We start from the raw sequence: 26,053 nt of genomic DNA on the forward strand, positions 1-26,053 counted from the left end.
AATACTGAGCGGTAAAGGCGGGGTTGGCGAGGCCGACGAAATGGACGAGCTAGTAGAGAAGATCACAAACACGCATTTCGTCGTCAGCGCACTGACCGCGATTGCCGTGATCGCGACGATCATAACGCTGGCTATGCCGTTGTTGAGCGACGACTCCCTCGCCAAGCGAATGAAAAGCGTTTCCAGCGAGCGCGAGAGAATTCGTCAGCGTGAACGCGCGCTCGCAAAAAGCCAGCAGCAGGTCAAGGGGCTTCGCCACGAGTCGAAGACCTATATGAAGAATATCGTCGAGAAATTTTCGCTGTCGACATGGCTGAACACGGAGGACGCGAAAATGAAGCTCGCATCGGCGGGCTTCCGTGGGCCGCAAGCGGAAATCGCTTTTCTGTTCTTCCGATTGGTGACGCCGATCGGATTTTTCCTTGCTGCGCTTCTCTGGGTCGTTGTTTTCAGCGACCCTGAGACGGGCATGCTGTTCAAGGCCGGCGCCGTGATCGCCGCGACCTATCTCGGCATCAAGGCGCCCGAAGTGTTCATCAGCAATACGATCGCCAACCGTCAGCAGTCGATGCAAAGGGCCTTTCCGGACGCTCTCGATTTGATGCTGATCTGCGTCGAATCGGGCATGTCGATCGAGCATGCATTTCGCAAGGTCGGCCAGGAGATCGGCGTTCAGTCGCTTCCGCTCGCCGAGGAGTTCGCGCTGGCGACGGCCGAGCTTTCCTATCTTCCCGACCGGCGCACCGCCTATATCAATCTTGCGGCGCGCACGGGCCTCGACGGCGTGAAGCAGATCTCGACCGTTCTGATCCAAGCCGAGAAATATGGCACGCCGCTCGGTCAGGCGCTGCGCATCACGGCGCAGGAAAGCCGCGACAATCGCCTGATGGAGGCCGAGAAGAAAGCCGCAGCCTTGCCGCCCAAGCTGACCGTGCCGATGATCATCTTCTTTCTGCCGGTGCTGATGGTTGTCGTGCTGGCGCCCGCCGCCATTCAGGTGATGCAGACCACCGGTTGACGTTCGACAACATGAGGCGCTCGACAAAGCGCGGCGCCTCGTCCATGAAGCCCTCATGGTCTCGACCTTTGCCCGCGATATTCGCGCTTGTCTGCGGTTCTATTCCCGTCTTCCGGTTCCGCCGGGAGACGACGGCCATGCGATGCCTGATTTCGCGCGTGTGAGCTGGGCGGCGCCTCTGGCGGGCGGCGTCATCGGCGCGATCGGCGCCGGCGTCGTCTTGATCGGGGGCTTTTTGCATCTGCCGAGCTTCGTCGTTGCGGCCTGTGCAGTGGGCGCGCTGACTCTGGCGACGGGCGGGTTGCATGAGGACGGTCTCGCGGATCTCGCCGATGGTTTCGGCGGCGGCGCAACGCGTGAACAGAAACTCGCCATCATGCGCGACAGTCGCCTCGGCGCCTATGGCGCGCTCGCGCTCTGCCTCACGGCGCTGCTGCGCGTCGCGGCGGTGGCGGCGACGTTCGAGAGAAGCGTTCTGCTGGCGGCTCTCGCCATCGTCTCGGCGTCGGCGCTCTCGCGGGCCGTGGGGCTCGTTCCGATGATGATGCTTCTGCCCGCACGCGGCGACGGCGCCGGCGCGTCGGCTCCGACGCCGTCGCCCTCGGCCATGCGTCTGGCGCTCATCATCGGCGGCGCGATCGCGCTTGCGCCATGGCTTTGCGGCGCCTCTTTGGCGCAGACCATCGTCGCGCAAACGGCCGCGATGGCGGGGGCGCTCGGCGTGTCGAATCTGGCCCGGCGGCAGATTGGCGGCTATACGGGCGACGTGCTGGGCGCATCGCAACAGGTTGCAGAAATCGCGCTGCTCATCGCTATTTCGGCGGCTTGAAAATCAGGCCGCGGCGTCGCGCAGTCGCGCCATGGCGCTTCGGACTTCAGAAATCGCGCCGGCCAGAACTTCGACGCCGGCTCCCGGCCGCACGGCTTCCAACGCCAGGCGTCGGCGGAAGGCGCGGGCGCCGGGAAGACCGGTGAAAAGACCGAGCATGTGGCGGGTCATATTCGACAGCTTTTCTCCTTTGCCGAGCTCGCGCTCGATGTAGGGGATATAGGCGTCGACGGCCGCGAACATATCCGGATAGGGCGCGTCCACCTGGAAGAGCTCGGGATCGACTCGCAGGAGGAGGCCAGGGTCGTGATAAGCGGCGCGGCCAATCATCACGCCATCCATTCTCTCGAGCTGCGCGTGCATCTGGGGAAGCGTGGTCAATCCGCCATTGATCGCCATGGGCGTCTGGGGGAATGCGCGCTTGAGCTTGTGCACGAGGGCGTAATCGAGCGGCGGAACGTCGCGGTTCTCTTTGGGTGAGAGCCCCTTGAGCCAGGCTTTGCGCGCATGGACGACGAGCGCGTCGACGCCTGCCTCGATGCAGTGTTGCGCCATCGCGAAGAGCGCGGGCTCTGGTTCCTGGTCGTCGACGCCAATGCGGCATTTCACGGTCACTGGCGCGGCGATGACGTCTTTCATCGCCTTCACGCAATCGGCGACGAGGGCAGGGCGCAGCATGAGGCAGGCGCCGAAGGCTCCGTTCTGCACGCGATCGGATGGGCACCCGACGTTGAGATTGACCTCGCAATAGCCGAAGTCTTCGACAATCTTCGCCGCGCGCGCCAGCTCCGCCGGATCGGAGCCGCCGAGCTGAAAGGCGACCGGCTGCTCGAAGGGGGCGAAACTCATGAGGCGCGCGCGATCGCCATGGATGACGGCGCCGGTCGTCAGCATTTCGGTGTAAAGGCGCGCGCGGCGCGTCAGCAGCCGATGGAAGAAACGGCAATGGCGATCCGTCCAATCCATCATAGGCGCGACAGAGAAGCGGATGTCGCTGTTCTTAATTGTTTTTTGTTTTGCTTCAGTCACTTGTCTCTCTCGGAAATTATCCGATTTGTTCCGGTTTTATTCCGATTCTGCATCATTTTGAGCCCCAGGCTACAGCATTGCTGTAACTTTGGGGCTCGTGCTGTAAATGGGAACCATCATTCCGCGAACGCGCAAGGACGGCTCGACTGGCTATATGGCCCAAATCTCGATGCGACGCGACGGCCATGTGCATCCTGAGACAAAGACCTTCGATCGCAATCAGGCCGCATCAGCGTGGCTCGAAAAGCGCGAGCGCGAGCTTGAAAGGCCGGGCGCCATAGATTTTGACCGCAAAATTCACATTTTGCCCGAGGTCATCCGTGGCGGAGCGGCCACGAGCTGCCCATCTGAGAAGCCGAAAATGGATCTTTAATGGTGGTGTCCCCCGCCACCGCTCAGACCGGGGCCGTTAGTCGCGTCTTCGTCGGTAGGCAATTGCCCGACGCGCTTGAGGAACGCCGCATGTTGTTCCGGCGTGTGCTGAGCGTGAACGCCGCCGAGCTTGGTGTAGACGGCGGGATCCAGCGAATTGGCGGGGTTGGCCGAGCTGGTGGAATTGCAGCCCGACATAGCAGGCAGACTAGCGAGCGAGAAGATGAGCGTTCGTATTTTCACTGCGTTTTCTCCTCAAAAGATGGCGCGTCGGAGCCGCGGCAGGTCCGGCTTAAAACGTAATCGACGAGGTGACGCCGAAAGTTCGCGGTCCCTGAGTCGAGATGCCCACTGTTGTCGGGGCCGTAGAGCTTCCTTGAGCCCACGTCGTCCAGGGACGATTGTTGAAAAGGTTCTTGCCCCATAGGGTCAAACTGTATTTGCGATCATCCGTGCGCACGCCAAGGCCGGCGTCGAACATCACATAGGCGCTCTGCCAATATTGGATCAAGGAAAGGGGGTTCGTATATTGCGCCTTGCTGAACCAGGCCGCGTTTGCATAAATAAATCCGTTCAGCGGCTTGCCTTTCCAATCGGTCGAACTCGCGAAAGCGCCGCCAAGCGGGCGCTCGTAGTTGAATCCGCCATTGATTTGCCACCAGGGCAAGCCGGTGATGCGCGTATTGCTGAGGGACATCGTCGAAGGCCCCCCTTTGTAGCTCCAATCCGGCGGCGCGGGCGCGTCCTTGTAGTTGACGTAGCGCGCTTCCGTATATGCCCCCGAGAGGTTTAGAGCGAGGCCCTCAAAGGGGATCCAACGTTGCACGAACTCGACGCCTCGAAGGCGCACATGAGGCGCATTGCCAAGATAGGTCACATTCGATGTGACGCCGTTGCTATCAGCATAGGTTTTCTGCTGGCTGATCTGGAAGTCATAAAGGTCGTTCCAATACAAGTTGACATTCGATATCAGCGAACCATCGAACCAGTTCGTCTTTGCCCCGATCTCATAATCCCATGAGGTTTCGGGCTTATTGAACGGGGGTTTGAAGCCCTGCGCAACGCCGCCGATGTAAATTGGCGTGTTCTGCGTGTTTACAGCCGGCTGCTTGTCCCCGCGTCCAAGCAGGCCGTAAAGCAAAATGTTCTCGTTCACCTGATACTGCGGATTGATAATTCCGATGACGCCATTGTGATGGTTCGTCGCGCCGCCTGTGTCGGACCAACCATATCCACCCGACGCCGAGACGAGAGCGGCGTCCTGCTGGAGAACGCTATAGGGCACGCCATAGAAATAATTCGGGCGAAATTTATTCGAGCTATAGCGGATATCGTAGCTGTCGCGCAGGCCGAACGTGATCGACGCCTGCTCGTCGATGTGCCATGTTCCCTGCCCATAAGCCGCGATTTGGAAATCCCCCGCATTGTTGAGCCACCAAGTGGTGAGACCGGGCAACGCCGCCGGCCTCCCGAGCCAAGCCGCCGAGTCGACGCCGAAGGTTTCGTGGTGCATGCGATCCTGCGCGATCTCATAATAACCGTAAAGGCCAGTCGTCCATTCGAAATCCTGTTCCTTGGGCGACGACAGCCGCAGCTCTTGCGAACTCTGCAACACATAAGTGTCCATGCCGCCGGAGCCGAACCCGAGCTGCAGCAATTGGTTATCGGAGAACCCGTTGTTGCGGAACGAACCGTAGCCGATCGCAGAGATCGAGGTCAGCATATTGTCGCCGAACTGGTAGTTCAGCTCGTTCGAGAGCATCAGCACATGCGTGGGGTCGCGACCGTTTCGCGCGATGTAAGGCGTATTCGGGTCGATGGTCCAGATGGGCTTTTTGAGCTTCGACCATACCTGCTGAAAGAATGTCGGCGTGAGTCGTGCGCCATTGGCATATATCAGGCTCGTATCGCCGATTGTTCCGGTGAGATAATCATTGTGCTCATTCGACGCATTGTAGATGAAACTGACGCGGTCGCTCCATCCGTCGCCGACGCCGAGTAGCTGAAAGTGCAGTCCGAGACGATTCGTGTCGAGATAGGTCGATCCGGTTTTCGCGTCCTTGATCCAGCCGTCACCACGATCGAGATAAACAGAGGCGCGATAGGCGAGCTGATCTTCAATGAGCGTGCCCGTAGAGTTGAATGTCTGCTTGAAGTGATTGTAGTTCCCGTAAGTCGTCCGCACCGTGGTCTTCGGCTCGAATGAGGGCGGCTGAGTATGAAATATTATAGAACCGACGTTCGTGTTTTTGCCGCCGGCAGTGCCGGTCGGACCGAGAAGAAGTTCGACCGAGCTCAGATCCACGAGGTCGCCCCATTGGAAGCCAGCGAAGCTCCAATAGACGTTATCGACAATATACCCGGTGTCGGACGGCGAGCCGGTTCCTGCTGACCCCGCAGCGACGCCGACGCCTCTGATCGCCATACGCGACTGGCGAGGCTGCGCGATGTTCGGACGATAATTTGGCACCCGCCTCGAGAGGTCGGTCACATTGTCGACCTGCTGCTCTTCGATCGTCGTCCCCGTGACGACGCTGCCGGAGCGCGGGGTCCGCGTCAGCACTTTCTCCTGTAGTTTTTCACCGGCGCCATTGGGGCCGCTCACCTGGATATCATTCACATGCAATGTTTCATTCGGCGCCTCGCTCGGATTTTGAGCGCCTGAGTGTTGGGATGGCGTCGATTTTGGGGATTGAGCAAGCGCTTCATTACGCGGGATGCTTATCGACAAGCTGACCAGGATTGACGCCAGAGATGCTCCAGAGAACAGGCGCGATCTAATAGAAACTTGCCCCACCATGTCGGACCCTCTCGTTAACACCCGGATGCGCATCGAGCGCGGGTTCAGCATCGTCCATATAAATATATAAAATAGGTAGAGTTTATAGGTCAATCGAATTTGAAGAGGTTGGCGTTCAGCCACGGTTGGTGGGGATGAGTCGAGTGGCGGCTGACGGTGTCGGTGCAATTCATCTATATGATTGTAAAACGATTTGGTACGTTGTGTTGTTAGTCATGGCGGCCTTCGGGTAGATTCGCGCCGAACAGCCTGACCAGCTCAAGCGGCTGTCTGATTCTGTTATTAAGCTATTTGTATGGTATGGTTATGCCCTACCAGGCGCCATCGGTTCTTCGCGCCAGCCAGCCAGGCGGCCGCCATTCTCGGATGCCGACGCGCACTCAATGAGCTCAAAGAAAGCGCGGCGCGTGCGACATCTTTTGGAAGGGGATAACGCGACCGCTTTCAATCAACGTGGCATGACGGTTTCGAACCCCGAGCGCCAGATTCTGAAATGCGCCAAGGGCCATCGCTTATCCTCACGGGCGGAATGCTCTGTGCTGCAGCAACGCCTCCGGATCGATCCGGCTAATAAGCCACTTGTTCGGTAGGATATATGGAGTAGTATGCCTGTGCGGGCTCTTCCTAAACCCGCCCGACGAATAGGAAAGACACATGGCGAAGATCACAAAGCTTCTGGTCGGCGAGTCGCTGGTGGGCGAAGGCAATGAAGTCGCGCATATCGATCTGATCATCGGGCCGCGCGGCTCGGCGGCGGAACTGGCTTTCGCCAATGCGCTTGTCAACAATAAGGATGGCTTCACGACCCTGCTCGCGGTTATCGCGCCGAATCTTCTGGCGAAACCGAATACCATCCTCTTCAACAAGGTGACGATCAAGGGCGCAAAGCAAGCCGTCCAGCTCTTTGGTCCCGCCCAGCATGGCGTCGCAAAAGCTGTCGCGGACTCTGTCGCCGAGGGCGTCATTCCGATCGAGGAGGCCGACGATCTCTTCATTTCGGTCGGCGTTTTTATCCATTGGGAAGCCAACGACGACAAGAAGATTCAAGACTACAACTATCAGGCTACGAAAGAAGCCATCGCGCGCGCCGTGGCAGGCGAACCCAAAGCGTCCGACGTCGTCGCCAGCCGCAACGAGGTGAAGCATCCTTTCGCCGCGAACTGACCACCCCGCGGCGGCGGGCGACTGCCGGTGTTCTCCAAGCTGGCAGTCGCCCGACATCCAAGACAATAATGCCACGACGCGCGCGGCGCTGCTCGCCCGGCGGGGGGCGCGCGCTTTATCATTTCAACCATCACGAATTGGAAAGTCGGCGATAGAGGCGAGGTGACGCATGTCTACGCCTAGGCGTCTCTTCTTCGCCGCATCATCATTCTCAGCCGCTGCCCCGGTCGCCGCCGAGAGCCCTGGGCTGGCTGTCGCCTATGTTCGAAGTGATCGCGCCCTATCAGCGTCATGCTAGACCGCTCAGGCCTTCCGCTAGGTAGCGCAACGGCATTGCTTGGGCAAATCCATCTATAAAGCCAAATGCCTTGCTGCTATGGCGAGAAGGGCGCCGGAAAGCCAAATGACCAAGCTCGTCGGCGGCTTCGGCACGCTCAAAAGAGACCAGCCTGCGGTCGAACCACTCGGCAGCTATTGGCCGTACCTCGACGACGCTTTTCGACTACGTGCGCCGCGCCATGCCGTCGAGCGCGCTCGCTACCGAAGATCGAAATACCAAACAGAAACGGTTTCGTCCCCTTCGACGCGAAACGCTGTCGTCTGGGTCTGGCGCAGCTTCGCAGGGCCGAGCCCGCCTATCGCGGTTGCGGAGATCAAAGCGACACGAGAAAGGCCAAAGCGATGCCACGATCATTGCCCACCCAAGCGACAATGGCTTCGGTAAGCATATAGACAAGAAGGACTGCTGAAGCCGCAAATCCCGCCGTCGCCATTATTTGCAGAGTTAACGACGGCGGCTCGGGGCAGTGTCGGTGGGCGGCCGCCATCCAGATCACAGTGCCTCGGGAATGGCTTGAACGATCGTTTGGTCTCATGCCCGGCATCCCCGTCAGCGGCCTCATCAGCATAACTATACCAAAACAGTAGGAAATAAAAAGCCTTTTCTATTCGGCAGGAACTGAAGCTTCGGACCGTTCCGGAGCCCCATCCAGATCGAGAGCCGGCTCAGGATCATCGACGAGTTCTTCGGGGATGGAAAACAATCCAGTTCGGACAAAGAAAGCGCCAAGGCTTGTGGAGGCCGTGACCATCGCAAAAGGCACAGCCGCCACATAGCCAAGCGTGACTGGCAAAGACCAAAGCAGGAGCGTCGGCGCTAGATGCGCTCCAACGGCAAATAATACGACGCCGAACAGCGTATGCGGCCAAAATGCCCGCGTTGCATCGCTGAATGATAGACCGTAGGCGTCTCGCCGTTGTCCGCTCCAGTCGTATGAATGCCCGAAAGGCAAAGCAATCAGGAGCAAGCTAACATTCAATGACGTTACAGCACCGATGACGAAGGAGCTGAAAGTCTCGACGACGGCCGCCAGAAGGAAGCGAAACGCCCCGCCATAGCGCCTCAGACCTCCGCTTCCGCGCGTCATGGCGACATCCAGGAAACCGGCAAGTTTCGGGGCAAAATGCAACGTCAGAAACAAGGCGTAAAACGCTTTCAAAGACCCGCTCGGGAATCCATCGGCTGCTCCGGCCGCTGCGACTGGCGCAAGCGATATAATTGCTGTCCAGGCGGGAGCTCCGATGAACATGCTGACCGCCCAAAAGAGCTGGAAACGACTCACCGGCAGAAGGCCGCGCAGTCCCCAGAGACGGACATATTGCATATTGCCTCTGCACCATCGCAATTCGCGCGTGACGAAATCAAGAAGGGTCGGCGGGTTTTCCTCGAAGCTGCCGCTTTCGATCGGCAGCACGCGCACTTCAAATCCTGCGCGGCGCATGAAGGCGGCCTCGATCTGATCGTGGGACAGAATATTGCCGCCGTTATTCAGCTTCGGCAGCTCGCAGTAACGGGTAAAGGGCGCGACCCGCACTACAGCGTTGTGCCCCCAATAGGGCCCGCAATCGGCGCCCCACCAGCTCGCGCCCATCGTGTAGCTTCGCATGCCGTGACGCATGCCGAACTGGAAAATTCGCGCGAAAGCCGAGCGTGACGGCGCGCCGACGACGAGGCTTTGAAGAATGCCGATAGCAGGATAGGCCTCGCAGATTCGCAACATCAGCAGGATTGTCTCGCCATCCATGAGGCTGTCAGCATCGAGGGGGATCATGAATTCGAAGGCGGCGCCAAAGCGCTCGCAGAAATCACGGATGTTTCCCGCCTTGTAACCGAGGTTTTGAAGGCGACGTCGATAATGCAACCGATCGGCGTCGACGCCGGAATCGGCGCGCCAAGCCGCAAACGCTTCCTCTTCCCGCAAGATAATTGACGGCTCACAGCTATCGCTGAGTATGAACCAATCGAACAGATCTCCGCTTCCCGTGCGGTCGACGCTCGCCTTCACAGCGCGCAAACGCATGATCGCTCTGTTGGCGTCCTCATTGCGGATCGTCATCAATACGGCGACGCGCTTCTTCAAAGGCCGTCCATTCCGTGAAGCTGTCAGAAATGGCGCAGCCTCTAACAACCCGTCGCGACGCAGGTGGAGCAGCCAATAACCGAGCGCGGCGTTGCAAGCGCCAAGAACGGTCCACGGCGCCGCCACTGCGAATGCTGTCAGAATGGCCAGTTTGGGGGCGTCCCATCCGCCGTGGGACAGGATCCATCCAAGCCAGAGCAGAAGCCCCACATAGACGATCAAATTGAGCACAGCGACAAATCGACGGCGCCGAAAGAGTTTTACGGGGCTTTGGAGCTTGGCGGGAGTGTCCTGTACAACCATGCGATTTCCTACTGGATGAAGCGGATACGTGCTGGCAAGACTGGCGGGGTTCGGCTAGATTTAGCTGTACAGTAACGATTGAGTGCGCGATGGTCGAGGGCATTCCCTACTCACAAAGTCGGAAAAGTGCGAGAGCCTTGTGGGCTGAAGAAGCGCGGGTCGCGCGGATTCGCGCCGCGCCGATACGCGCCCCCGGCCCAGACGAGGCCCTCGTCGCGACCCTATGGAGCGGCATCAGCCGAGGCACGGAGCGTCTGGTTTTCGAAGGCCGCGTCCCGCCTTCCGAATATGACCGCATGCGTGCGCCGATGCAGGAAGGCGATTTCCCTTTTCCGGTGAAATACGGCTATTGCGCCGTCGGCCAGGTCGAAGAGGGCCCGGCGGATTGGCTCGGCAAGATCGTGTTCTGCCTGCATCCGCACCAAGACCGCTTCGTCGCGCCGACTGCAATGCTGCGACCCGTGCCGGCTTCAACGCCGGCGCGACGCGCAACGCTTGCGGCGAACATGGAAACGGCGCTGAACGCCATCTGGGACTCGGGCGCAGGGCCGGGCGATCGCATCATTGTCATTGGCGCCGGCGTTCTGGGCCTGTTGATTTCGGCCGTCGCCGCGCGGCTTCCGGGCGCGGAGGTTAGCGTTGTGGATGTCGAGCCGTCGCGCGAAGGCATTGCGAGCCGCCTTGGCGCCACGTTTATCTCGCCGAACCACCTACGCGACTCGAAAATACAGGCGGATGTCGTCTTTCACACGAGTGCGAGCGCGCAAGGCTTGGCGCTCGCGCTCGAAAGCGCGGGGCTCGAGGCGGCGGTTGTGGAGGTGAGTTGGTTTGGCGCCGCCGCGCCTGCGATTCCGCTTGGCGCGGCCTTTCACGCGAACCGGCTGCGCCTCCTTTCTTCACAAGTCGGTCAGGTCTCGCCCTCACGTCGCCCGCGCTGGTCTTACGCGCGCCGGCTCGATAAGGCGCTGGAGCTGCTCGCCGACCCCCGCTTCGACGATCTCCTCAGCAGGGAAATCGCATTCGAGGATCTGCCCCAAGAGCTGCCGTCAATCCTGGCGCCCGACGCGAAGGGGCTTGGCGCCGTCGTGCGCTACTGAAAATTCAACCCACCTTTGGAGATGCATATGTACGCCGTCGAAGTTCGCGACCACATCATGATTGCTCACAGTTTCCGTGGCGAACTGTTCGGCCCCGCACAGCGGCTACATGGCGCGACTTTCGTCGTCGACGTCGCCTTTTTCCGGGAAACGCTGACTACTGACGCCGTCGTCGTCGATATCGGCCGCGCGCACGATGCGCTGAAGGCGACGCTCGCCCCGCTCAACTATCAGAATCTGGACGCGCTGGAGATCTTCAATGGGCGGCAGACAACAACGGAGTTTCTGTCACGGCATATTTTCGACGCCATGGCGGCGGCGGCGCGCTCGGGCGAGCTGGGCCCCGGAGGAGAGGGGATAACGAAGATTCGAGTGACCCTGCATGAGTCGCATGTCGCCCGCGCCTGGTTCGAAGGACCCGTGGCCTCGTGAGGCGTATCCTGTTCGCCATTCCCGGCGATCTTGGCGCACGCACGGGCGGCTATGAATATGACCGGCGCATTCTGCAAGCGGTTCCCGCTTTGGGCGTCGATATCGTTCATCTGGCGATGCCGGGTTCCTTCCCAGAGCCATCCGCGCAGGACGTCGCCGACGCGGTCGAAAGCCTCGATCGGGCGGTCGAGCCCGGCGACGTCGTTCTCATGGATGGGCTGGCGTGTGGCGCATTGCCGGAAAGCGCCCTGCGGCGCATTCGCATGCCGTTGATCGAGCTTTGCCATCACCCACTGTGTCTCGAAGCCGGATTGGCGCCCGCGCGCGCTGCGACCTTGCGCGAAAACGAAACGCGCAATCTCGCCCTCGTCGCGCATATCCTCGTGGCAAGCCCGCACACGGCGGAAACGCTCGTGGAGGATTTCAGCACACCGCCAGCGAAAATTTCAGTCGCGCTCCCAGGGACCGATCCTGCCGCCCGGGCGCAGGGATTAGGAACGCCTTTGACGCTTCTCGCGGTCGGGTCGATCATTCCGCGTAAAGGCTTCGACATTCTCGTCGAAGCGCTTGCGGGCCTCGATGATCTCGATTGGCGCCTGAACATCGTGGGGAGTCACGAGCATGCCCCGGCGACGGCGCTCGCGCTCCGGGAGAGAGTTGCGTCGCGCGGTCTGGCGCCGCGCGTCGAGTTCGCTGGAGAGCGCTCGAGTAACGCGCTTTCCGATTTATATGGCGGCGCCGACATTTTCGTTTCGTCTTCACATTATGAGGGCTATGGAATGGCGCTCGCCGAGGCGCTGGCCCGCGGCTTACCGATCGTGATGACCAAAGGGGGCGCCGCCGGTGAGACCGTTCCGGATGGTGCGGCGCTGAAGGTCCCACCCGGCGACATCCCGGCGCTGCGGTCAGCCCTGCGGCTTGCGATGACGGATCGCGGTTTGCGCCTACGCCTGTCGGACGAGGCCTGGCGCGCCGGCCAGCAATTACCACGTTGGGAGGACGCCGCGCGGATCGTCGTCGAAGCCGCGAGACGCGTCGGAGCGCCTGCGATATGAGCGGTTTTTCCAAAGAATGGCTGTCCCTCCGTGAATCTGCCGACCATCGCGCTCGCGATCCGGTTTTGCGCGACGCTGTCGTGGCCCATCTCGCGGGTCGCGAACATGTGCGGATCGTCGACCTTGCCAGCGGCTCCGGCTCGAACTTACGAGGCTTGTCGCCTTTCATCGCTGCGCGCCAAAGCTGGCGGCTCGTCGATAATGATCCTTTTTTGCTGGCCGTGGTGCAGGAGACGCTCGCCCAATTCCGCCAGCGCGAAGCCGAAATCGACGTCGCCTTACAGCTTCTCGATCTTGCGGCGGCGCCCCGCGCCGCGCTGGAAGGGGAGATCGATCTTGTCACGGCATCGGCATTTTTTGACTTGGTTTCGGAAGACTGGATTGAGCGTTTCTGCACAGAACTGGCGCGGCGTCGGCTGCCGCTCTATGCCGTGCTTACCTATTCAGGCGAGGAAATTTGGAAGCCCGAACATCCGACCGACGCAGCGGCGCACGCCGCATTTCATGCCCATCAAGCGCGGGACAAAGGCTTTGGCCCCGCCGCGGGCCCAAGAGCGGCGGCATTGCTGGAAGAACAACTGAAATCGCTTGGCTATCGCGTTTCGACCGCCTATTCGCCCTGGCGACTGGGAGATAACGACGCCGATCTCATTGCAGCGCTCGCTGACGGAGCAGCGCGAGCAATCGAAGAGACGGGCTGTGTGGCGGCCGAAATCGTCGAGGATTGGCGCCGCGCGCGCCGGCATGCGATTTCCTGCGAAATAGGCCACATCGACCTATTCGCACGAATGCCTGCTTAGTTCGAGCGCTTCCGGCATGCGGTGAGATCGCAATCGAAAAGTACGTCGCCGCCGCCGAGGACATGAACTTCAGCGCGTGGCCGTAGCGCCATATCAAGCCGTTCGATGGGCGAGAGGTCGAGCCCGGTCCGTCCCGAGCCGATGATGACAGGCGCGACCAGCACATGCAGACGATCGACGCAGCCGCTATCGATGAAATTCGAAATCGTCCGCGCGCCGCCTTCGACGAGGATGCGACGCAGGCCTCTCGCAAAGAGCGCCTCTATGATTGCGGCGGGGGGAATAAGGCCCTGATGCGCGTCGATCCGGACGATTTCGGCGCCTTCTCCCCTCGCAACCGCGGAGGCGGTAATAAGAATGCGTTGCGATCCATCGCGGGCCAGCCATTTGCCCCGCGCGCCAATTCTCCCACATGGATCGATCACGACACGCGCGGGGTTTTTTCCAGCAATGCGTCGCACGGTGAGCTGCGGATCGTCGGCGAGGATCGTGCCCGCGCCCACGACAACGGCGTCGACATGCGAGCGAATCCGATGCAGGTGGTCCAGCGCCGCCCCGCCGCTGATGTCTCGGGATTCCCCGCTCACGGTCGCAATACGGCCGTCGAGCGATTGCCCGAGTTGGGCCACGACGAAGGAACGCTCCGGCGATGCCGCGCGGAAGGGCGCGAAAATGGCTCTGGCCTGGGGCCCCGACTCGAACGGGACAGGGAAGCGAATGACAGATCCCGTCTGCTCCAAGCGTCCCTCCGAGACTTGAGCTTGACCCTATTTATCCGACCATTTTTATAGTATATGACCCCGATAAAATCGCAACGGCTGGCGGCAACAAATGATCGAAAAATTCTCAGGCGAAGCAACTGCGGACGTCGAGGTCGAGCGCGCGATCGCCGAGGTTCGGGCCGGAAGGCCTGTCCTCTTGAGCGAGGACTCGCGTTGCGCGCTTGTCCTTTCCGTCGAAGCGCTCGACGCTGGAGAGATAGAGCCCTTTAAACAAGTTTCGAGCGGCGCCGCGCACCTCGCGCTTACGCCGACGCGCCTGCGACGCCTCGGGGCGGACCGTCAAAGCGCCGGGTTCATTACGCTGCCGTCGATCGACGTCAAACGGATCATGACCCTGGCCGCCGACGCCCAGGCCCGTCTCGATGCGCCGGTCGCGGTCGCGCCGTCTCTTTATGAAAGCGCCTTGCAGCTTCTCCGTCTGGCCCATGTCCTGCCGGCGGCGCTCATCGTTCCAATCGAGGACCAGACGCCACCGGGGTTGCTGACAGCGCGCGCTGCAAATGTGAATGCTTTCCGAGGCGAACGGAATGGGCGTTTACGTATCGTCAACCGGGCGCCCGTTCCGTTGGAAGGCGCGCCGGACTCGGAGTTTGTGGTTTTTCGTGGCGGCGAGGGCCTGCGGGATCAAGTGGCGATCGTCATCGGCCAGCCAAATATCAGAGAACCGGTCACTGTCAGGCTGCATTCGGCATGCCTTACGGGCGACCTTTTCGGCAGCTTGAAATGCGACTGCGGCGACCAGTTGCGCCGCGCCGCACGCCATATGGCGGAAAATGGGGGCGGCGTGCTGCTTTACCTCGACCAGGAGGGACGCGGAAACGGGCTGGCAAACAAGATCCACGCCTATAGCCTTCAATCGCGTGGGTTCGACACATTCGACGCCGACGAAATCCTGGGTTTCGAGGAGGACGGACGCACTTTCGGCTTCGCAGGAGAAATGCTGAAGCTTCTCGGCGTGACGCAGATCCGCGTGATGACCAACAATCCCACGAAGCTGAGCGCTCTGGAGGCGGCGGGGCTGGTTCTCGTTTCGGACCATCGGATCGTCGGCCGCAAAAACAATCACAACATTCGCTACCTCGCAACAAAACGAGACCGGGCGGGGCATCTGCTCGATTAAGCCCCGGGCGGCTTCGGCTTTTCAACTCGGCGCGCGTCGGTACTCCATTGCTATTTATCTACCCTCTTTGTAGATTGAATTTCAATCCCGGCCAATGCGGCAGACGAGGTCTTTAAGAGTCATGAGTTCGGACATCACCGCGCCTCGGCCGCGCCAGGACTTGCTTCGCCCGCCCTTGCGCCGATATCTCGCTGGCGCCGCGCTCGCCATTTTTCTGGGGGTCGGGTTTATCTATGGCTACTCCGCTGTTTTTCGGAACGGAGCAGCGCCCTCTGCTGCCGGGAAAGGACCGGGGCGAGGCCAAGCGACACGGGTCGCCGCAGCGGAGATATCGCAGGGTAGCTTCCCGGTGGTTCTGAGTGGCCTCGGCACGGTGACGCCATCGGCGACAGCCATCGTGAAGACGCGCATTTCCGGCCATCTTGTCGAGGTCAATTTTAAAGAATCGCAATATGTGAAGGCGGGCGACGAGCTCGCGAGCGTCGATCCCAGGCCGTACCAACTCGCCCTGGCCCAGGCGGAAGGCCAGTTGCAAAAGGACCAGGCGCTGCTTCAGAACGCCGAGCGCGACCTTGCCCGCTACGAGGCGCTCATCCGCAAGATGAAGGACGTCATTTCTGGGCAACAGGTTGATACGCAGCGCGCCCTTATCAACCAGTACAAGGGAACGGTCGCAATCGACCGCGCGCTCGTAGATCAGGCGAGACTCAATCTTGCCTACTGCAAGATCGTGTCCCCTATCGATGGCCGCGTGGGGTTGCGCCAAGTCGATCAGGGCAATTATGTCCAGCCGGGCGACGCCAGCGGCGTCGCTGTCGTCACGCGGCTCTCGCCCATCACGGTCGTCTTCACGCTTCCGGAAAGCCGGCTTCCCGCAGTATTGAAAAAGGCGCGCGCTGGCGAAAAGCTGACCGTCGTCGCCTACGACCACGAGCGCGTGACGGAACTCGCGCGCGGCCACCTTATTGCAGTCGATAATCAGATTGACGCCTCCTCGGGAACGGTGAAGCTCCGGGCCGAATTCCCCAATGAAGACGAACGATTGTTTCCCAACCAGTTCGTCAACGCCGATCTCCTTGTCGAGACCTTGCATGATGTGGCCCTCGCGCCTTCTGCAGCGGTGCAGCAGGGCGCAAAGGGCCCCTTCGTCTACGCAATCAAGGACGACGCCACCGTCCAGACGCGCGCCGTGAAGCTCGGGCCCTCTGGTGGAGAGCAGGTCGTCGTGCTGGAAGGCTTGAACCCGGGCGAGAAAGTTGTCGTCGAGGGCGCTGACCGACTTCGGGAAGGCGCGGCAATTAGCCTTCCGGGCGCGGAACGGGCGCCAGTTGGGTCTGGGCGCGGGCCAGTGGCGAAGAACGACGCGTCGTGAGCGCGATCGACCTTTCCCGCCCTTTCATCCTTCGGCCGGTGGCGACCTCGCTGCTGATGGCGGCGATACTCCTCGCGGGGGCTATCGCCTATCGCCTCCTGCCAATTTCGGCATTGCCGCAAATCGACTTCCCAACGATCGAAGTCCGAACCTTCTACCCCGGCGCCAGTCCGGAGGTGATGGCGTCCGCCATCACCGCGCCGCTCGAACGCCAACTCGGCCAGATGCCCGGCCTTGCGCAGATCGCTTCGACGAGCTCCGGCGGGGCGTCGGTCATAACGCTGCAGTTCAGCCTGAAGCTGACGCTCGACGTCGCCGAACAGGAGGTGCAGGCGGCGATCAACGCCGCGGCGAGCTTCCTTCCCACCGACCTTCCCGCGCCGCCTGTTTACGCAAAAATAAATCCCGCCGACGCCCCAGTTCTGACACTCGCCCTGGTTTCCAAAACGCTTCCGCTCACCGAGGTTCAGCAATTCGCCGACACGCGAATAGCGCAGAAAATTTCCCAGCTCTCGGGCGTCGGCCTTGTCAGCGTCAGCGGCGGCAACCGCCCGGCGGTGGTTGTGCGCGCCAATGTGGCGGCGCTTGCCTCCTATGGGATGTCGCTTGAAGACCTGCGGACGGCGATCTCGAGCGCCAATGTCAATTTGCCCAAGGGCAACATCGACAGCCGATCGCAAGAATTCGCGATCGACTCCAACGATCAGCTTAAAAGCCCTAAGGATTACGACCAGCTTATCGTGGCGAATCGAAACGGCGGGCCGGTGCGTCTGCGCGATGTCGCCAAGGTACTCAACGGCGCGGAGAACAGCGAGCTGGGAGCGTGGAGCAATCTAACTCCCGCGATCATCGTCAATATCCAACGGCAACCCGGCGCCAATGTCATCGCCGTCGTCGATCGGATCAAGGCCATGTTGCCGACCTTGCAGGCGTCGCTGCCGGGTTCCATCGAAGTGGCGATTTTATCCGACCGCACGACGACCATTCGCGCATCGATCGAAGATGTGCAATTCGAGCTTTTCTTCGCCGTGCTCCTCGTCGTCGGCGTGATTTATCTTTTTCTCGGCAATCTGCGCGCGACGCTCGTGCCCAGCGTCGCCGTGCCACTCTCGCTCGTCGGCGGCTTCGCCGTCATGTATCTCTTGGGCTACAGCCTCAACAATCTGACGCTGATGGCGTTGACCATTGCGACGGGCTTCGTCGTCGACGACGCCATTGTCATGGTCGAAAATATTGCACGCTATTTGGAAAAGGGCCGCACGCCCATCGACGCCGCCCTGGAAGGCGCGCGAGAGATCGGCTTCACGATCGTCTCGCTGACGATTTCGCTCATCGCCGTGTTGATTCCCTTGCTTTTCATGGGAGAAATCGTTGGCCGGCTGTTCCGGGAGTTCGCCGTCACCCTTGCTGCGACGATTATTTTGTCAGCCGTCGTGTCTCTTACATTGGCGCCCATGCTTTGCAGCAAGCTGCTCGCGCAGGGCGACATGCATAGCCATGTCGACAGCCACGCCAAGGGGGCGACCTGGTTCGACGCAATCATCGACTCCTATGGTCGCCTGCTGACGCTGGCTCTCGATCACGCCAGAACGACTCTCGCCGTCTTTCTCGGCGCGCTTTGCCTGACCGGCGTCTTGTACGGGGTCATTCCAAAAGGCTTCTTCCCCGTTCAAGATACGGGGCTGATCCAGGGCGCGACAATCGGAGAACAGAGCGCCTCTTACTCGACGATGTCAAAGCGGCAACTCGCGCTCGTGAAGCGCCTGCTGGACAACGACGCGGTCGAGTCAGTTACCTCCACGCTCGGCGTCGATGGCGAGAACAAGACGCTCAACAGCGGCCGCGTCCTGATCAAATTGAAAGACAGAGCGGAGCGTAAGGCGACGGCGACGGAAGTTGTTCGCCGGTTGCAAGCGGCGGCAAAAGACGTCGGCGGCATTTCGCTCTTCTTGGAGCCCGTGCAGGATCTCACCATCGATTCAGGCGGAGGCCGCGGCGCCTATCATTTCGCTTTGCAGGACGCCAATCCGGATGAGCTTGCGCATTATGCGCCGCAACTCGTCGAGCGGCTCGCCAGCCTGCCGCCTTTCGAGGATGTTTCCAGTAGCGCCCAAACCTCGGGGCGGGCCCTTTACGTGGAGATCGATCGCGACGCCGCCGCGCGCTATGGCGTCACGGTCTCTACAATCGATAACACGCTTTATGACGCTTTCGGTCAACGGATCGTGTCCACGATTTTCACGCAGACGAGCCAATATCGCGTCATACTCGTAGCCGACGACCGCAGCGTTCCGAGCCTCGATGCGCTCGGGTCTCTCCGAGTGCCTGGCGCGGGCGGCTCTGAAGTTCCGCTCGCTTCGCTCGTCACAATCCGCGAAACGAAAGCGCCGCTCTCATTCGACCATCTCTCGCAATTCCCGGCGGTGACAATTTCTTTCAATCTCGCGCCCGGTTTCGCGCTCAGCGACGCCATTGCCGCTTTGAAACAGGCGCAGAGCGACCTTGGCGCGCCGCAGAGCGTCATCACGGTTTTCCAGGGCGCGACGCAGGCGTTCGCCTCGTCGACGACAAGCACGCTGCTGCTCATTCTCGCCGCGATCGTCACCGTCTACATCGTGCTCGGCATCCTGTACGAAAGCTACATCCATCCGATCACCATCCTCTCCACATTGCCCTCCGCCGGCATAGGCGCCCTTTTCGCGCTCATGATCACGGGGAACGACTTCGGGATTATCGGCGTGATCGCCATCATCCTTCTGATCGGCATCGTGAAGAAAAACGCCATCATGATGATCGATTTCGCCTTGCAGGCGGAACGCGACGAGGGTCTCTCTCCACGTGAGGCGATCTATCAGGCGTGTCTCCTGCGGTTTCGTCCGATCCTGATGACGACGCTTGCGGCCTTGCTCGGCGCAGTCCCGATGATCGTCGGCGGGGGCGAAGGTTCGGAGCTTCGGCTTCCGCTTGGCGTCGGCATCGCCGGCGGCCTGATCCTGAGCCAGATTCTGACGCTCTTTACGACGCCGGTCATTTACCTTGCGTTCGACAAGCTGGCGAAACGGTTGCCGATCGGGCGGGGGCGCGACGCGACAGCCTCCTCGGCGGCGGAGGAAAAATGCGCCTGATCGAACGCGCGATCGACCGCCCGGTCGCAACCAGCCTTCTAATGCTGGGCCTCTGCCTCGCGGGTCTTGTGTCTTTCTTTGTGCTGCCGGCGGCGCCGGTTCCACAAATCGACTATCCGGTCATCAGCATCGCGGCCAATATGCCGGGCGCAAGCCCCGAGATTATGGCTTCCTCCGTCGCGACGCCGCTCGAGCGACGGCTCGGTCAGATTGCTGGCGTCACGGAAATGACGTCGGCGAGCTATCTCGGCTCGACCCGCATTAATCTTCAGTTCGACCTCGATCGTAATGTCGATGGCGCGCAAAGAGACATTCAGGCGGCGATAGCCGCCGCGCGCGCGGACATGCCCGCCAATCTGCGCAGCAATCCGACGTTCAGGAGCGCCAATCCCGCCGAGGTCCCGGTGGTCATCATCGCGCTCACCTCTGATCGGCTGTCGCAAGGGGCGCTTTTCGAGGTCGCGTCAAACATCCTGCAGCAGAAGTTTTCGCAAGTGGAAGGCGTCGGGCAGGTCACCGTCGGCGGCGGCGCCCTTCCGGCCGTCCGCGTCGAAGTCAATCCGCGCACGCTTTTCCAATATGGACTGTCGCTCGAAAGCGTGCGCACAGCGCTCGGCGCGACGAATTACAATGGCCCCAAGGGCGCGTTCGACTCCGGCGACCAGCGCTACCAGATCTACGCCAACGATCAGTCCCGCAAGGCGCGGGACTATGACGGCGTCATTGTCGGCTATCGGAACGGCGCGGCGGTCAAGCTCCACGATGTCGCAGAGGTGATCGACTCTGTGGAAGATGATCGAAATTTCGGCGTCAGCAATGGACGCCCTGGCGTTCAGGTTCAAATTTACCGCCAGCCCGGCGCCAATTTCATCGAGCTCGTCGATCGCATCAAGGCGCTCATGGGGCCGCTTTCCGCAGCGCTTCCTGCCGAAGCCGAGATGCGCATCGTGCAAGACAGAACTTTGACGATCAGAACCTCGCTGCGTGAAATCGAGACGACGCTGGCGTTGAGCGTCATGCTCGTCATCGCCGTCGTCTTCATCTTTCTGCGCGATCCGCGCGCGACCGTCGTCCCCGGCGTCTGTGTCGTCGTCTCCTTGCTCGGCGCGCTCGTCGGCATGTATCTACTCGACTATAGTCTCAACAATCTTTCATTGATGGCGCTGACGATCGCGACGGGATTCATCGTCGATGACGCTATCGTCGTCGTGGAGAATGTCACGCGGCTGATGGAAAGCGGCATGCCACCGAGGCGCGCCGCGCTCCTCGGCGCGCGGCAGGTCGCCTTTACAGTTCTCTCGATGACGCTTTCGCTGATCGCGGTTTTTCTCCCGATCATGTTCATGGGCGGGATCGTGGGCCGCATGATGCGGGAATTCGCCGCAACGCTTTCGATCGCTGTTCTCGTCTCGCTGCTCTTGTCTCTCACGGCCGCGCCGATGCTTTGCGCGCATCTTCTCGAGGATGTGACGCACGCCGCAAGAGCGCGCCTTTTCGAGGCGACCGAAGCTGGTCTCGTCGTCCTTCATCGCCTCTATTTGGCGAGCCTAGGCTATGTTCTCGATCATCGCCGTCTCGTCCTTTTCGCGCTCCTGGCGCTCGTCGGAGTGAATCAGCACCTCTTCACGATCATACCGAAGGGCTTCTTTCCGGTGCAGGATACGGGGCGCATGCGCGGCGCGATGATTGCCGACCAGAGCGCCTCTTTTACCGTCACGAAGAAAAAACTCGAGCAAGTGATCGCAGTCCTGCAAGACGATCCTGGAATTGAGTCTGCGACGGGTTGGATCACCAGCTCCGCGAATTTCGCTGACTTGCTCGTGACATTGAAGCCGCTCAAAGAGCGTGGGATTTCAGCCGAAAAAATCCTGGCGCGACTGCGGCCGAAATTCGCTCAAGTCCCCGGCGTTCAGCTTTTCCTGCAATCCACGCAGGATATTCGCATTGGCGGCCGATCGAGCAATGCCCTTTTTCAATACACGCTCCTGGCCGATTCCCTCGAAGAGCTGCGGCTCTGGGGGCCGCGTATTACCGAGGCGCTAAAGCGCCATCCAACGCTGGCCGACGTGAGTTCCGATCAGATGGAGAAAGGTCTGCGCTCGGATGTCGTCGTCGATCGCGAAACGGCCGCGCGCTTGAATGTCTCCTCCAGCCAGATAGACAACACGCTTTATGACGCCTTCGGCCAGCGTCAGGTGTCGACGATCTTCGAACCGTTGAATCAGTACCATGTGGTGCTCGAGCTGGCGCCGAAATTCAGGGAGTCGCCTAACGCGCTGGCTGAGCTCTATATTGGCGCGCGCGGTGGCCAGCCTCCCGTCATCACGACAAGCCGAACGCCGATCAACGGTCTTCGCGCTCTGTCGCTCCCCGCAAACGCATCGGAACGCATGATTCCCTTCGCGTCCTTCAGCTCGCTGAACGCCGGCCCGACTCCGATGCAGGTCAATCATCAGGGACATTTCGCGGCGGTCACCGTCTCCTTCAATCTCGCAGAGGGGAAAGCTCTGAGCGATGCGGCCACGGCCATCTCGGAGACAATCGCGAAAATCGGCGCTCCCGCCACGATCCAAGGCGCTTTCGCCGGAACCGCCGCGAGCTATCAGGAGACGCTTGCGAACCAGCCCTTCATGGTCGCCGCGGCTCTCGCAGCCGTCTATATCGTTCTTGGAATCCTTTACGAGAGTTTCTTTCACCCGCTTACCATTCTATCGACTCTGCCTTCCGCGGGACTCGGCGCGCTCGCCGCGCTGCTTTTGTGCGGGACGGATTTCAGCATCGTTGCGATGATCGGGGTCTTGCTGCTCATCGGCGTGGTGATGAAGAACGCCATCATCCTTGTCGATTTCGCCATCGACGCCGAGCGCACGCGGGCCGCCCCAGCGCTCGACGCAATCGTCGAGGCGTGCGGGATGCGCTTTCGCCCGATCCTGATGACGACGCTCGTTTCGATCATGGGCGCGGCGCCGCTTGCAATCGCGTCCGGCGAGGGCGCCGAAATGCGGCAACCCCTTGGCGTCGCAATTATCGGCGGGCTGGTCGTCAGCCAGCTACTGACGCTCTACACGACGCCCGTCGTGTTCCTCTACGTCGACAAAGCCGAACGGCTGATAAAAAGCTGGCGTATCGGGCTCTCGCGGCCCTCCGAGCTGAAGACGCTCTTTCGGGATTGAATGCTAGCAACTGAGTAGGGATGTAATCGCACTTAAGCGAAGAAATGACTTGACTGACGGACCAATCATAGCATTTATCTACTTATCCACTATGGATAAGGAATATCGCCCAAATGCGGATCCCATCGATTGCCCTCTGCGGTTTCACCGCCGCCTTCGTTTTCCTCCCTATCGCTGCTGACGCCGCCTCTCTTCAAGAAGCGGCTGCGGCGCTCGGCGCCGTCGACGCGAAATCCCTCGAATTCTCTGGCGCCGGCCACTGGTATCAATTCGGCCAGGCGCCTGTGCCCGGCGGCCCATGGCCACAATTCGAGGTCAGCAACTATTCTGCGAGCGTGAATTTCAACGCGCCCGCCCAACGCGTATTACTCACCCGCATCCAAACGGTCGAGCCCGGCCGCCAGCGCCCAACGCCGACCGAGCAGAAGCTCTCCTGGTTCGTGAGCGGCGACAAGGCATGGAATGTCGCCCCGCCCGCCAACGCGTCCCCTGACGCCGCGCCGGTCGCGACCCCGCAACCCGCCTTGGTCGAGGAGAGGGCGGCGGAAATCTGGACGACGCCACAGGGCTTTCTGAAGGCGGCTCTCGCCAATGGCGCAAAGTCGAGCGCTTCGGGCGCCGGCGTGCAAATCTCCTTCACGAGCGCCGGCCATAAATATGAGGGCTATATCAACGCCGCCAACCAGCTCGAATGGGTGCGGAGCTGGATCGATAGCCCGGTGCTCGGCGATACGCTCGTCGAGACAAAGTTCTCCGGTTACAAAGATTTCGGCGGCATTCAATTCCCGGCCGAACTGACCCGTAGCCAGGGCGGCTTTCCCGTTCTGCATGTGAAGGTCGCCTCGGCGAAGCTCAACCAGGCAGTCGACATCCCCGTCCCGGAAAATATCGCAAGCTCCAAGGCGCCGGCGCCGACTGTGACCGCGAACAAGCTGGCCGAGGGCGTCTATTGGCTCACGGGCGGCACGCATCACAGCGTCGCGATCGAGCAGAAGGACCACGTGGTGCTCGTCGAAGCGCCGCTCAACGAAGAGCGCTCACTCGCGCTCATCGCCAAGATTGCCGAGATCGCGCCCAACAAGCCGATCAAATATGTCTTGAACAGCCATGTTCACTTCGACCACTCTGGTGGGTTGCGCACTTTCGTGGATGCTGGCGCGACGCTCGTGACTCACGAACTCGACAAGCCTTATTACGAGCAGGCGTGGTCGGCCCCGCATACGCTTCGCCCGGACCGCCTCGCGCAATCAAAGAAGGCTGCGAAGTTCGAGACCTATGCGGATAAATACGTTCTTTCGGACGGCGCGCGGCAGATCGAAGTGCATCGCATCGCCGGCAATGGGCACAGCGACGAACTGGCGCTCGTCTATTTGCCGGCGGAGAAAATTCTCATCGAGGCCGACGCTTTCACGCCGCAGGCAAAGGATGCGCCGCCCCCGAAGAGCCCCAATCCTTACTCGGTGAATCTCTATGAGAATATCCAGAAGTTGAAACTGGATGTCGCGCAGATCGCCGGCCTCCACGGTCCGCGCGTCGGGGCTCTGGCGGACCTGCGCGCTGCGATCGGGCAACCTCCGCTCGCGCAATAGGCCACGACGCGCGAACTTCCCCCTTGCTTTCATTCCTCTCCCTCAACTTGAGGCCGCCCCCTGGGCGGCTTTTTTTTTTGCGAAGCGCGGCTTGAGTGTTTCGAGTGCGGGCGCGCGGCGGAATTGCCTCCAGGGAATTTGCGTCACACAAAATTCGTCTGAAGATCTCGTAATTAGGGAATGCATTCCCGGCGGGCTGAAAGCCCGACCGGGAACCCAGAGCCCATCAAATCAAGCGGCCTAATATCAATTGAAAAGGCAGAGGGCTTTCTACCGGAACAGGCCCTTAAGACTAAACCGACAAGACCGAGAAGAAAGGGGCAGGGGGCATGTCGGGATGATGAAAGGATAAGGCTCCGAAGAGTGTCGGGGAGCGGCCGCTCAACTGGCCGCGCATTGGTCGAGCCAGACATCCGAAAGCCCACGTCTCTCGCATTTCCCGGCGAGGTACTTTTTGATCCGCGCGACTCTTTCACCATTCTCTTTTGAGCCCGGCGCAATCTTCGGGGTGTTGTTGGTGGCGATCAGCGAGAGAAATTCCTCGTCGCTCAGTGACTGGAGCGGCTTACCGAACCACTTCGCCGACAAGGCCTCGAAACCATTTACGTCCAGGAACGCCGCCAACTGCGCGTTTTTGGATGAGAGAGGCGCAACCGCGAAATAGGCGATCAAAGTCTGTTTGATTTTCCCGAAGCCCGGATGAAAATCCTCGAAATAGAGCTTCTTGACGACCGACTGCGTCACGGTTGTCGAAAGCGGGTAGCTCCAGTCGACGCCGCTATGCGACCAGAAACGCGGATCCTGCACCTTGACCAGAATGTCCTGTCTCTCTTGCGACAGAACCGATGGCCCCTTCGTCCCATTTGCGGTCTCCGCCTCATATTTCGCGAACTTCTCTTTCGTGACGTTGCGAGCGGCGGCAACCTCGTAGGTTTCGTAGGCGAGAATCGCCAGAACCGTAGTAGCCAATGCCAAAACAAGAAATTTGCTCATGCGCTGCATCGCATCCTCCATATTCATACAAAGTCAGTGTGCTTTTTAATTGGTCCCGCAGCGTGGCAGGATCCCGCCGATATATTGACGCGGTCGACAACCTGCGCTGTACACAGGAGTTGCAGAATGCATCGTCGGCGGGATTGGCGAAGGCGATGCTTGTCATGCCAAAACGGAGATCTTCAGCCAAGCGCGCCCGCGGCGCCGCGTTGCGGCTTCGACAGGCTCGCGCTTCGCTCGGCTACAGCTACAACAACAATCCGATCAACTCGCGAGACGTCACGCTGAATATCCTTGCGCCGGCCGTCACCAAGCATCACATCAGCGGCGGCCTCAGCTATATGTGACGCCGTCGTCGTCTATCGGTCTTGCGGCGGTGGTTTCGCCGCAGGGGACAGTTTCTGGAATCGAGCGCACGCCCCTCGGACCCAACCCGCTCCGGACGATTAATCTCTATCTCTCCACCTTCGAAATTACGGCAGGCTGGACGCATCGCGTCGAGGCGGAGCCGGCTCCGGTGGTCGCGAAATATTAGTATACGGGCTTCGGGTCGGCATTCTTGCCGACCCGGGCCGACGGT

At 60.6% G+C, this 26,053-nt stretch carries 20 protein-coding genes; 14 read left to right on the forward strand and 6 right to left on the reverse strand.

Going from position 1 to position 26,053, the window contains the following annotated elements; translation table 11 throughout:
* Window positions 1–40: 40 nt before the first annotated feature.
* Window positions 41–1,018: a type II secretion system F family protein gene (locus JJT62_RS09640; protein WP_202072516.1), complete on the forward strand. Its 978-nt coding sequence runs from the start codon at window positions 41–43 to the stop codon at window positions 1,016–1,018.
* Window positions 1,019–1,073: 55 nt separating this feature from the next.
* Window positions 1,074–1,847 carry an adenosylcobinamide-GDP ribazoletransferase gene (gene cobS / locus JJT62_RS09645; RefSeq protein ID WP_202072517.1) on the forward strand — a complete coding sequence of 258 codons (774 nt, stop codon included), beginning with the start codon at window positions 1,074–1,076 and terminating at the stop codon, window positions 1,845–1,847.
* A 3-nt stretch (window positions 1,848–1,850) separates the two neighbouring features.
* Here cobS and dusA read toward each other — a convergent pair whose 3' ends face one another.
* The 3 genes from dusA to JJT62_RS09660 all read right to left on the reverse strand — a co-directional run bounded on the left by dusA (window position 1,851) and on the right by JJT62_RS09660 (window position 5,868).
* Complete coding sequence (dusA, locus tag JJT62_RS09650; protein WP_370568515.1) at window positions 1,851–2,876, reverse strand: tRNA dihydrouridine(20/20a) synthase DusA; 1,026 nt, start codon at window positions 2,874–2,876, stop codon at window positions 1,851–1,853.
* 369 nt (window positions 2,877–3,245) lie between these two features.
* Complete coding sequence (locus JJT62_RS09655; protein ID WP_202072518.1) at window positions 3,246–3,491, reverse strand: hypothetical protein; 246 nt, start codon at window positions 3,489–3,491, stop codon at window positions 3,246–3,248.
* 49 nt (window positions 3,492–3,540) lie between these two features.
* On the reverse strand, window positions 3,541–5,868 hold the full coding sequence (locus JJT62_RS09660; protein WP_370568517.1) for a TonB-dependent receptor: 2,328 nt from the start codon (window positions 5,866–5,868) through the stop codon (window positions 3,541–3,543).
* Window positions 5,869–6,702: 834 nt separating this feature from the next.
* Between JJT62_RS09660 and fae the strand changes: the two genes are divergently transcribed.
* The gene (fae, locus tag JJT62_RS09665) at window positions 6,703–7,212 is read left to right on the forward strand and encodes a formaldehyde-activating enzyme (protein WP_202072520.1); all 510 of its coding nucleotides are present in this window, start codon (window positions 6,703–6,705) and stop codon (window positions 7,210–7,212) included.
* Between the two features lie 944 nt (window positions 7,213–8,156).
* On the opposite strand, the gene mdoH is transcribed toward fae, so the two are convergent.
* Window positions 8,157–9,935, reverse strand: coding sequence for a glucans biosynthesis glucosyltransferase MdoH (mdoH, locus tag JJT62_RS09670; RefSeq protein ID WP_202072521.1), 1,779 nt, complete (start codon window positions 9,933–9,935; stop codon window positions 8,157–8,159).
* Window positions 9,936–10,024: 89 nt separating this feature from the next.
* Here mdoH and JJT62_RS09675 point away from each other — a divergent pair, with 89 nt between their 5' ends.
* Genes JJT62_RS09675 through JJT62_RS09690 form a run of 4 tightly spaced genes read left to right on the forward strand, consistent with a single transcriptional unit; the run spans window position 10,025 to window position 13,319 of the window.
* Window positions 10,025–11,032 (forward strand): zinc-binding alcohol dehydrogenase, encoded by a 1,008-nt coding sequence (locus JJT62_RS09675; protein ID WP_210340619.1) that lies wholly within the window; start codon window positions 10,025–10,027, stop codon window positions 11,030–11,032.
* A gap of 27 nt (window positions 11,033–11,059) precedes the next feature.
* A complete protein-coding gene (locus tag JJT62_RS09680) occupies window positions 11,060–11,464 on the forward strand; it encodes a 6-carboxytetrahydropterin synthase (RefSeq protein WP_202072522.1) in 405 nt (134 codons plus the stop codon).
* Window positions 11,461–12,519 (forward strand): glycosyltransferase family 4 protein, encoded by a 1,059-nt coding sequence (locus JJT62_RS09685; RefSeq protein WP_202072523.1) that lies wholly within the window; start codon window positions 11,461–11,463, stop codon window positions 12,517–12,519. Before JJT62_RS09680 ends, JJT62_RS09685 begins: the two co-directional genes overlap by 4 nt.
* Window positions 12,516–13,319 (forward strand): SAM-dependent methyltransferase, encoded by an 804-nt coding sequence (locus JJT62_RS09690; protein WP_202072524.1) that lies wholly within the window; start codon window positions 12,516–12,518, stop codon window positions 13,317–13,319. Before JJT62_RS09685 ends, JJT62_RS09690 begins: the two co-directional genes overlap by 4 nt.
* On the opposite strand, the gene JJT62_RS09695 is transcribed toward JJT62_RS09690, so the two are convergent.
* A complete protein-coding gene (locus tag JJT62_RS09695) occupies window positions 13,316–13,948 on the reverse strand; it encodes a dihydrofolate reductase family protein (protein WP_281931367.1) in 633 nt (210 codons plus the stop codon). The genes JJT62_RS09690 and JJT62_RS09695 overlap by 4 nt on opposite strands.
* 202 nt (window positions 13,949–14,150) lie before the next feature.
* On the opposite strand from JJT62_RS09695, the gene ribA reads away from it, so the two are divergent.
* From ribA to JJT62_RS09720, 5 genes are all read left to right on the forward strand, one after another.
* Window positions 14,151–15,221, forward strand: coding sequence for a GTP cyclohydrolase II RibA (gene ribA, locus JJT62_RS09700; protein ID WP_202072525.1), 1,071 nt, complete (start codon window positions 14,151–14,153; stop codon window positions 15,219–15,221).
* A 121-nt stretch (window positions 15,222–15,342) separates the two neighbouring features.
* Window positions 15,343–16,593 (forward strand): MdtA/MuxA family multidrug efflux RND transporter periplasmic adaptor subunit, encoded by a 1,251-nt coding sequence (locus JJT62_RS09705; RefSeq protein ID WP_246744811.1) that lies wholly within the window; start codon window positions 15,343–15,345, stop codon window positions 16,591–16,593.
* Entirely contained in the window at window positions 16,590–19,718 is a 3,129-nt protein-coding gene (locus tag JJT62_RS09710; RefSeq protein WP_370568518.1) for a multidrug efflux RND transporter permease subunit, read from the forward strand. The genes JJT62_RS09705 and JJT62_RS09710 overlap by 4 nt, the downstream gene beginning before the upstream one ends.
* The gene (locus tag JJT62_RS09715; protein WP_202072527.1) at window positions 19,709–22,891 is read left to right on the forward strand and encodes an efflux RND transporter permease subunit; all 3,183 of its coding nucleotides are present in this window, start codon (window positions 19,709–19,711) and stop codon (window positions 22,889–22,891) included. Before JJT62_RS09710 ends, JJT62_RS09715 begins: the two co-directional genes overlap by 10 nt.
* A gap of 113 nt (window positions 22,892–23,004) precedes the next feature.
* On the forward strand, window positions 23,005–24,480 hold the full coding sequence (locus tag JJT62_RS09720; protein ID WP_202072528.1) for an MBL fold metallo-hydrolase: 1,476 nt from the start codon (window positions 23,005–23,007) through the stop codon (window positions 24,478–24,480).
* 381 nt (window positions 24,481–24,861) lie between these two features.
* Here the strand turns inward: JJT62_RS09720 and JJT62_RS09725 are convergent, their stop codons facing one another.
* Window positions 24,862–25,473, reverse strand: coding sequence for a transglycosylase domain-containing protein (locus JJT62_RS09725; RefSeq protein WP_246744812.1), 612 nt, complete (start codon window positions 25,471–25,473; stop codon window positions 24,862–24,864).
* 164 nt (window positions 25,474–25,637) lie between these two features.
* On the opposite strand from JJT62_RS09725, the gene JJT62_RS09730 reads away from it, so the two are divergent.
* On the forward strand, window positions 25,638–25,820 hold the full coding sequence (locus JJT62_RS09730) for a hypothetical protein (RefSeq protein ID WP_202072529.1): 183 nt from the start codon (window positions 25,638–25,640) through the stop codon (window positions 25,818–25,820).
* Window positions 25,817–26,008: a hypothetical protein gene (locus JJT62_RS09735; RefSeq protein ID WP_202072530.1), complete on the forward strand. Its 192-nt coding sequence runs from the start codon at window positions 25,817–25,819 to the stop codon at window positions 26,006–26,008. Before JJT62_RS09730 ends, JJT62_RS09735 begins: the two co-directional genes overlap by 4 nt.
* Window positions 26,009–26,053: the final 45 nt, after the last annotated feature.

This window comes from Methylocystis sp. Sn-Cys (assembly GCF_016745395.1).
GTDB classification, from domain to species: Bacteria; Pseudomonadota; Alphaproteobacteria; order Rhizobiales; family Beijerinckiaceae; genus Methylocystis; species Methylocystis iwaonis.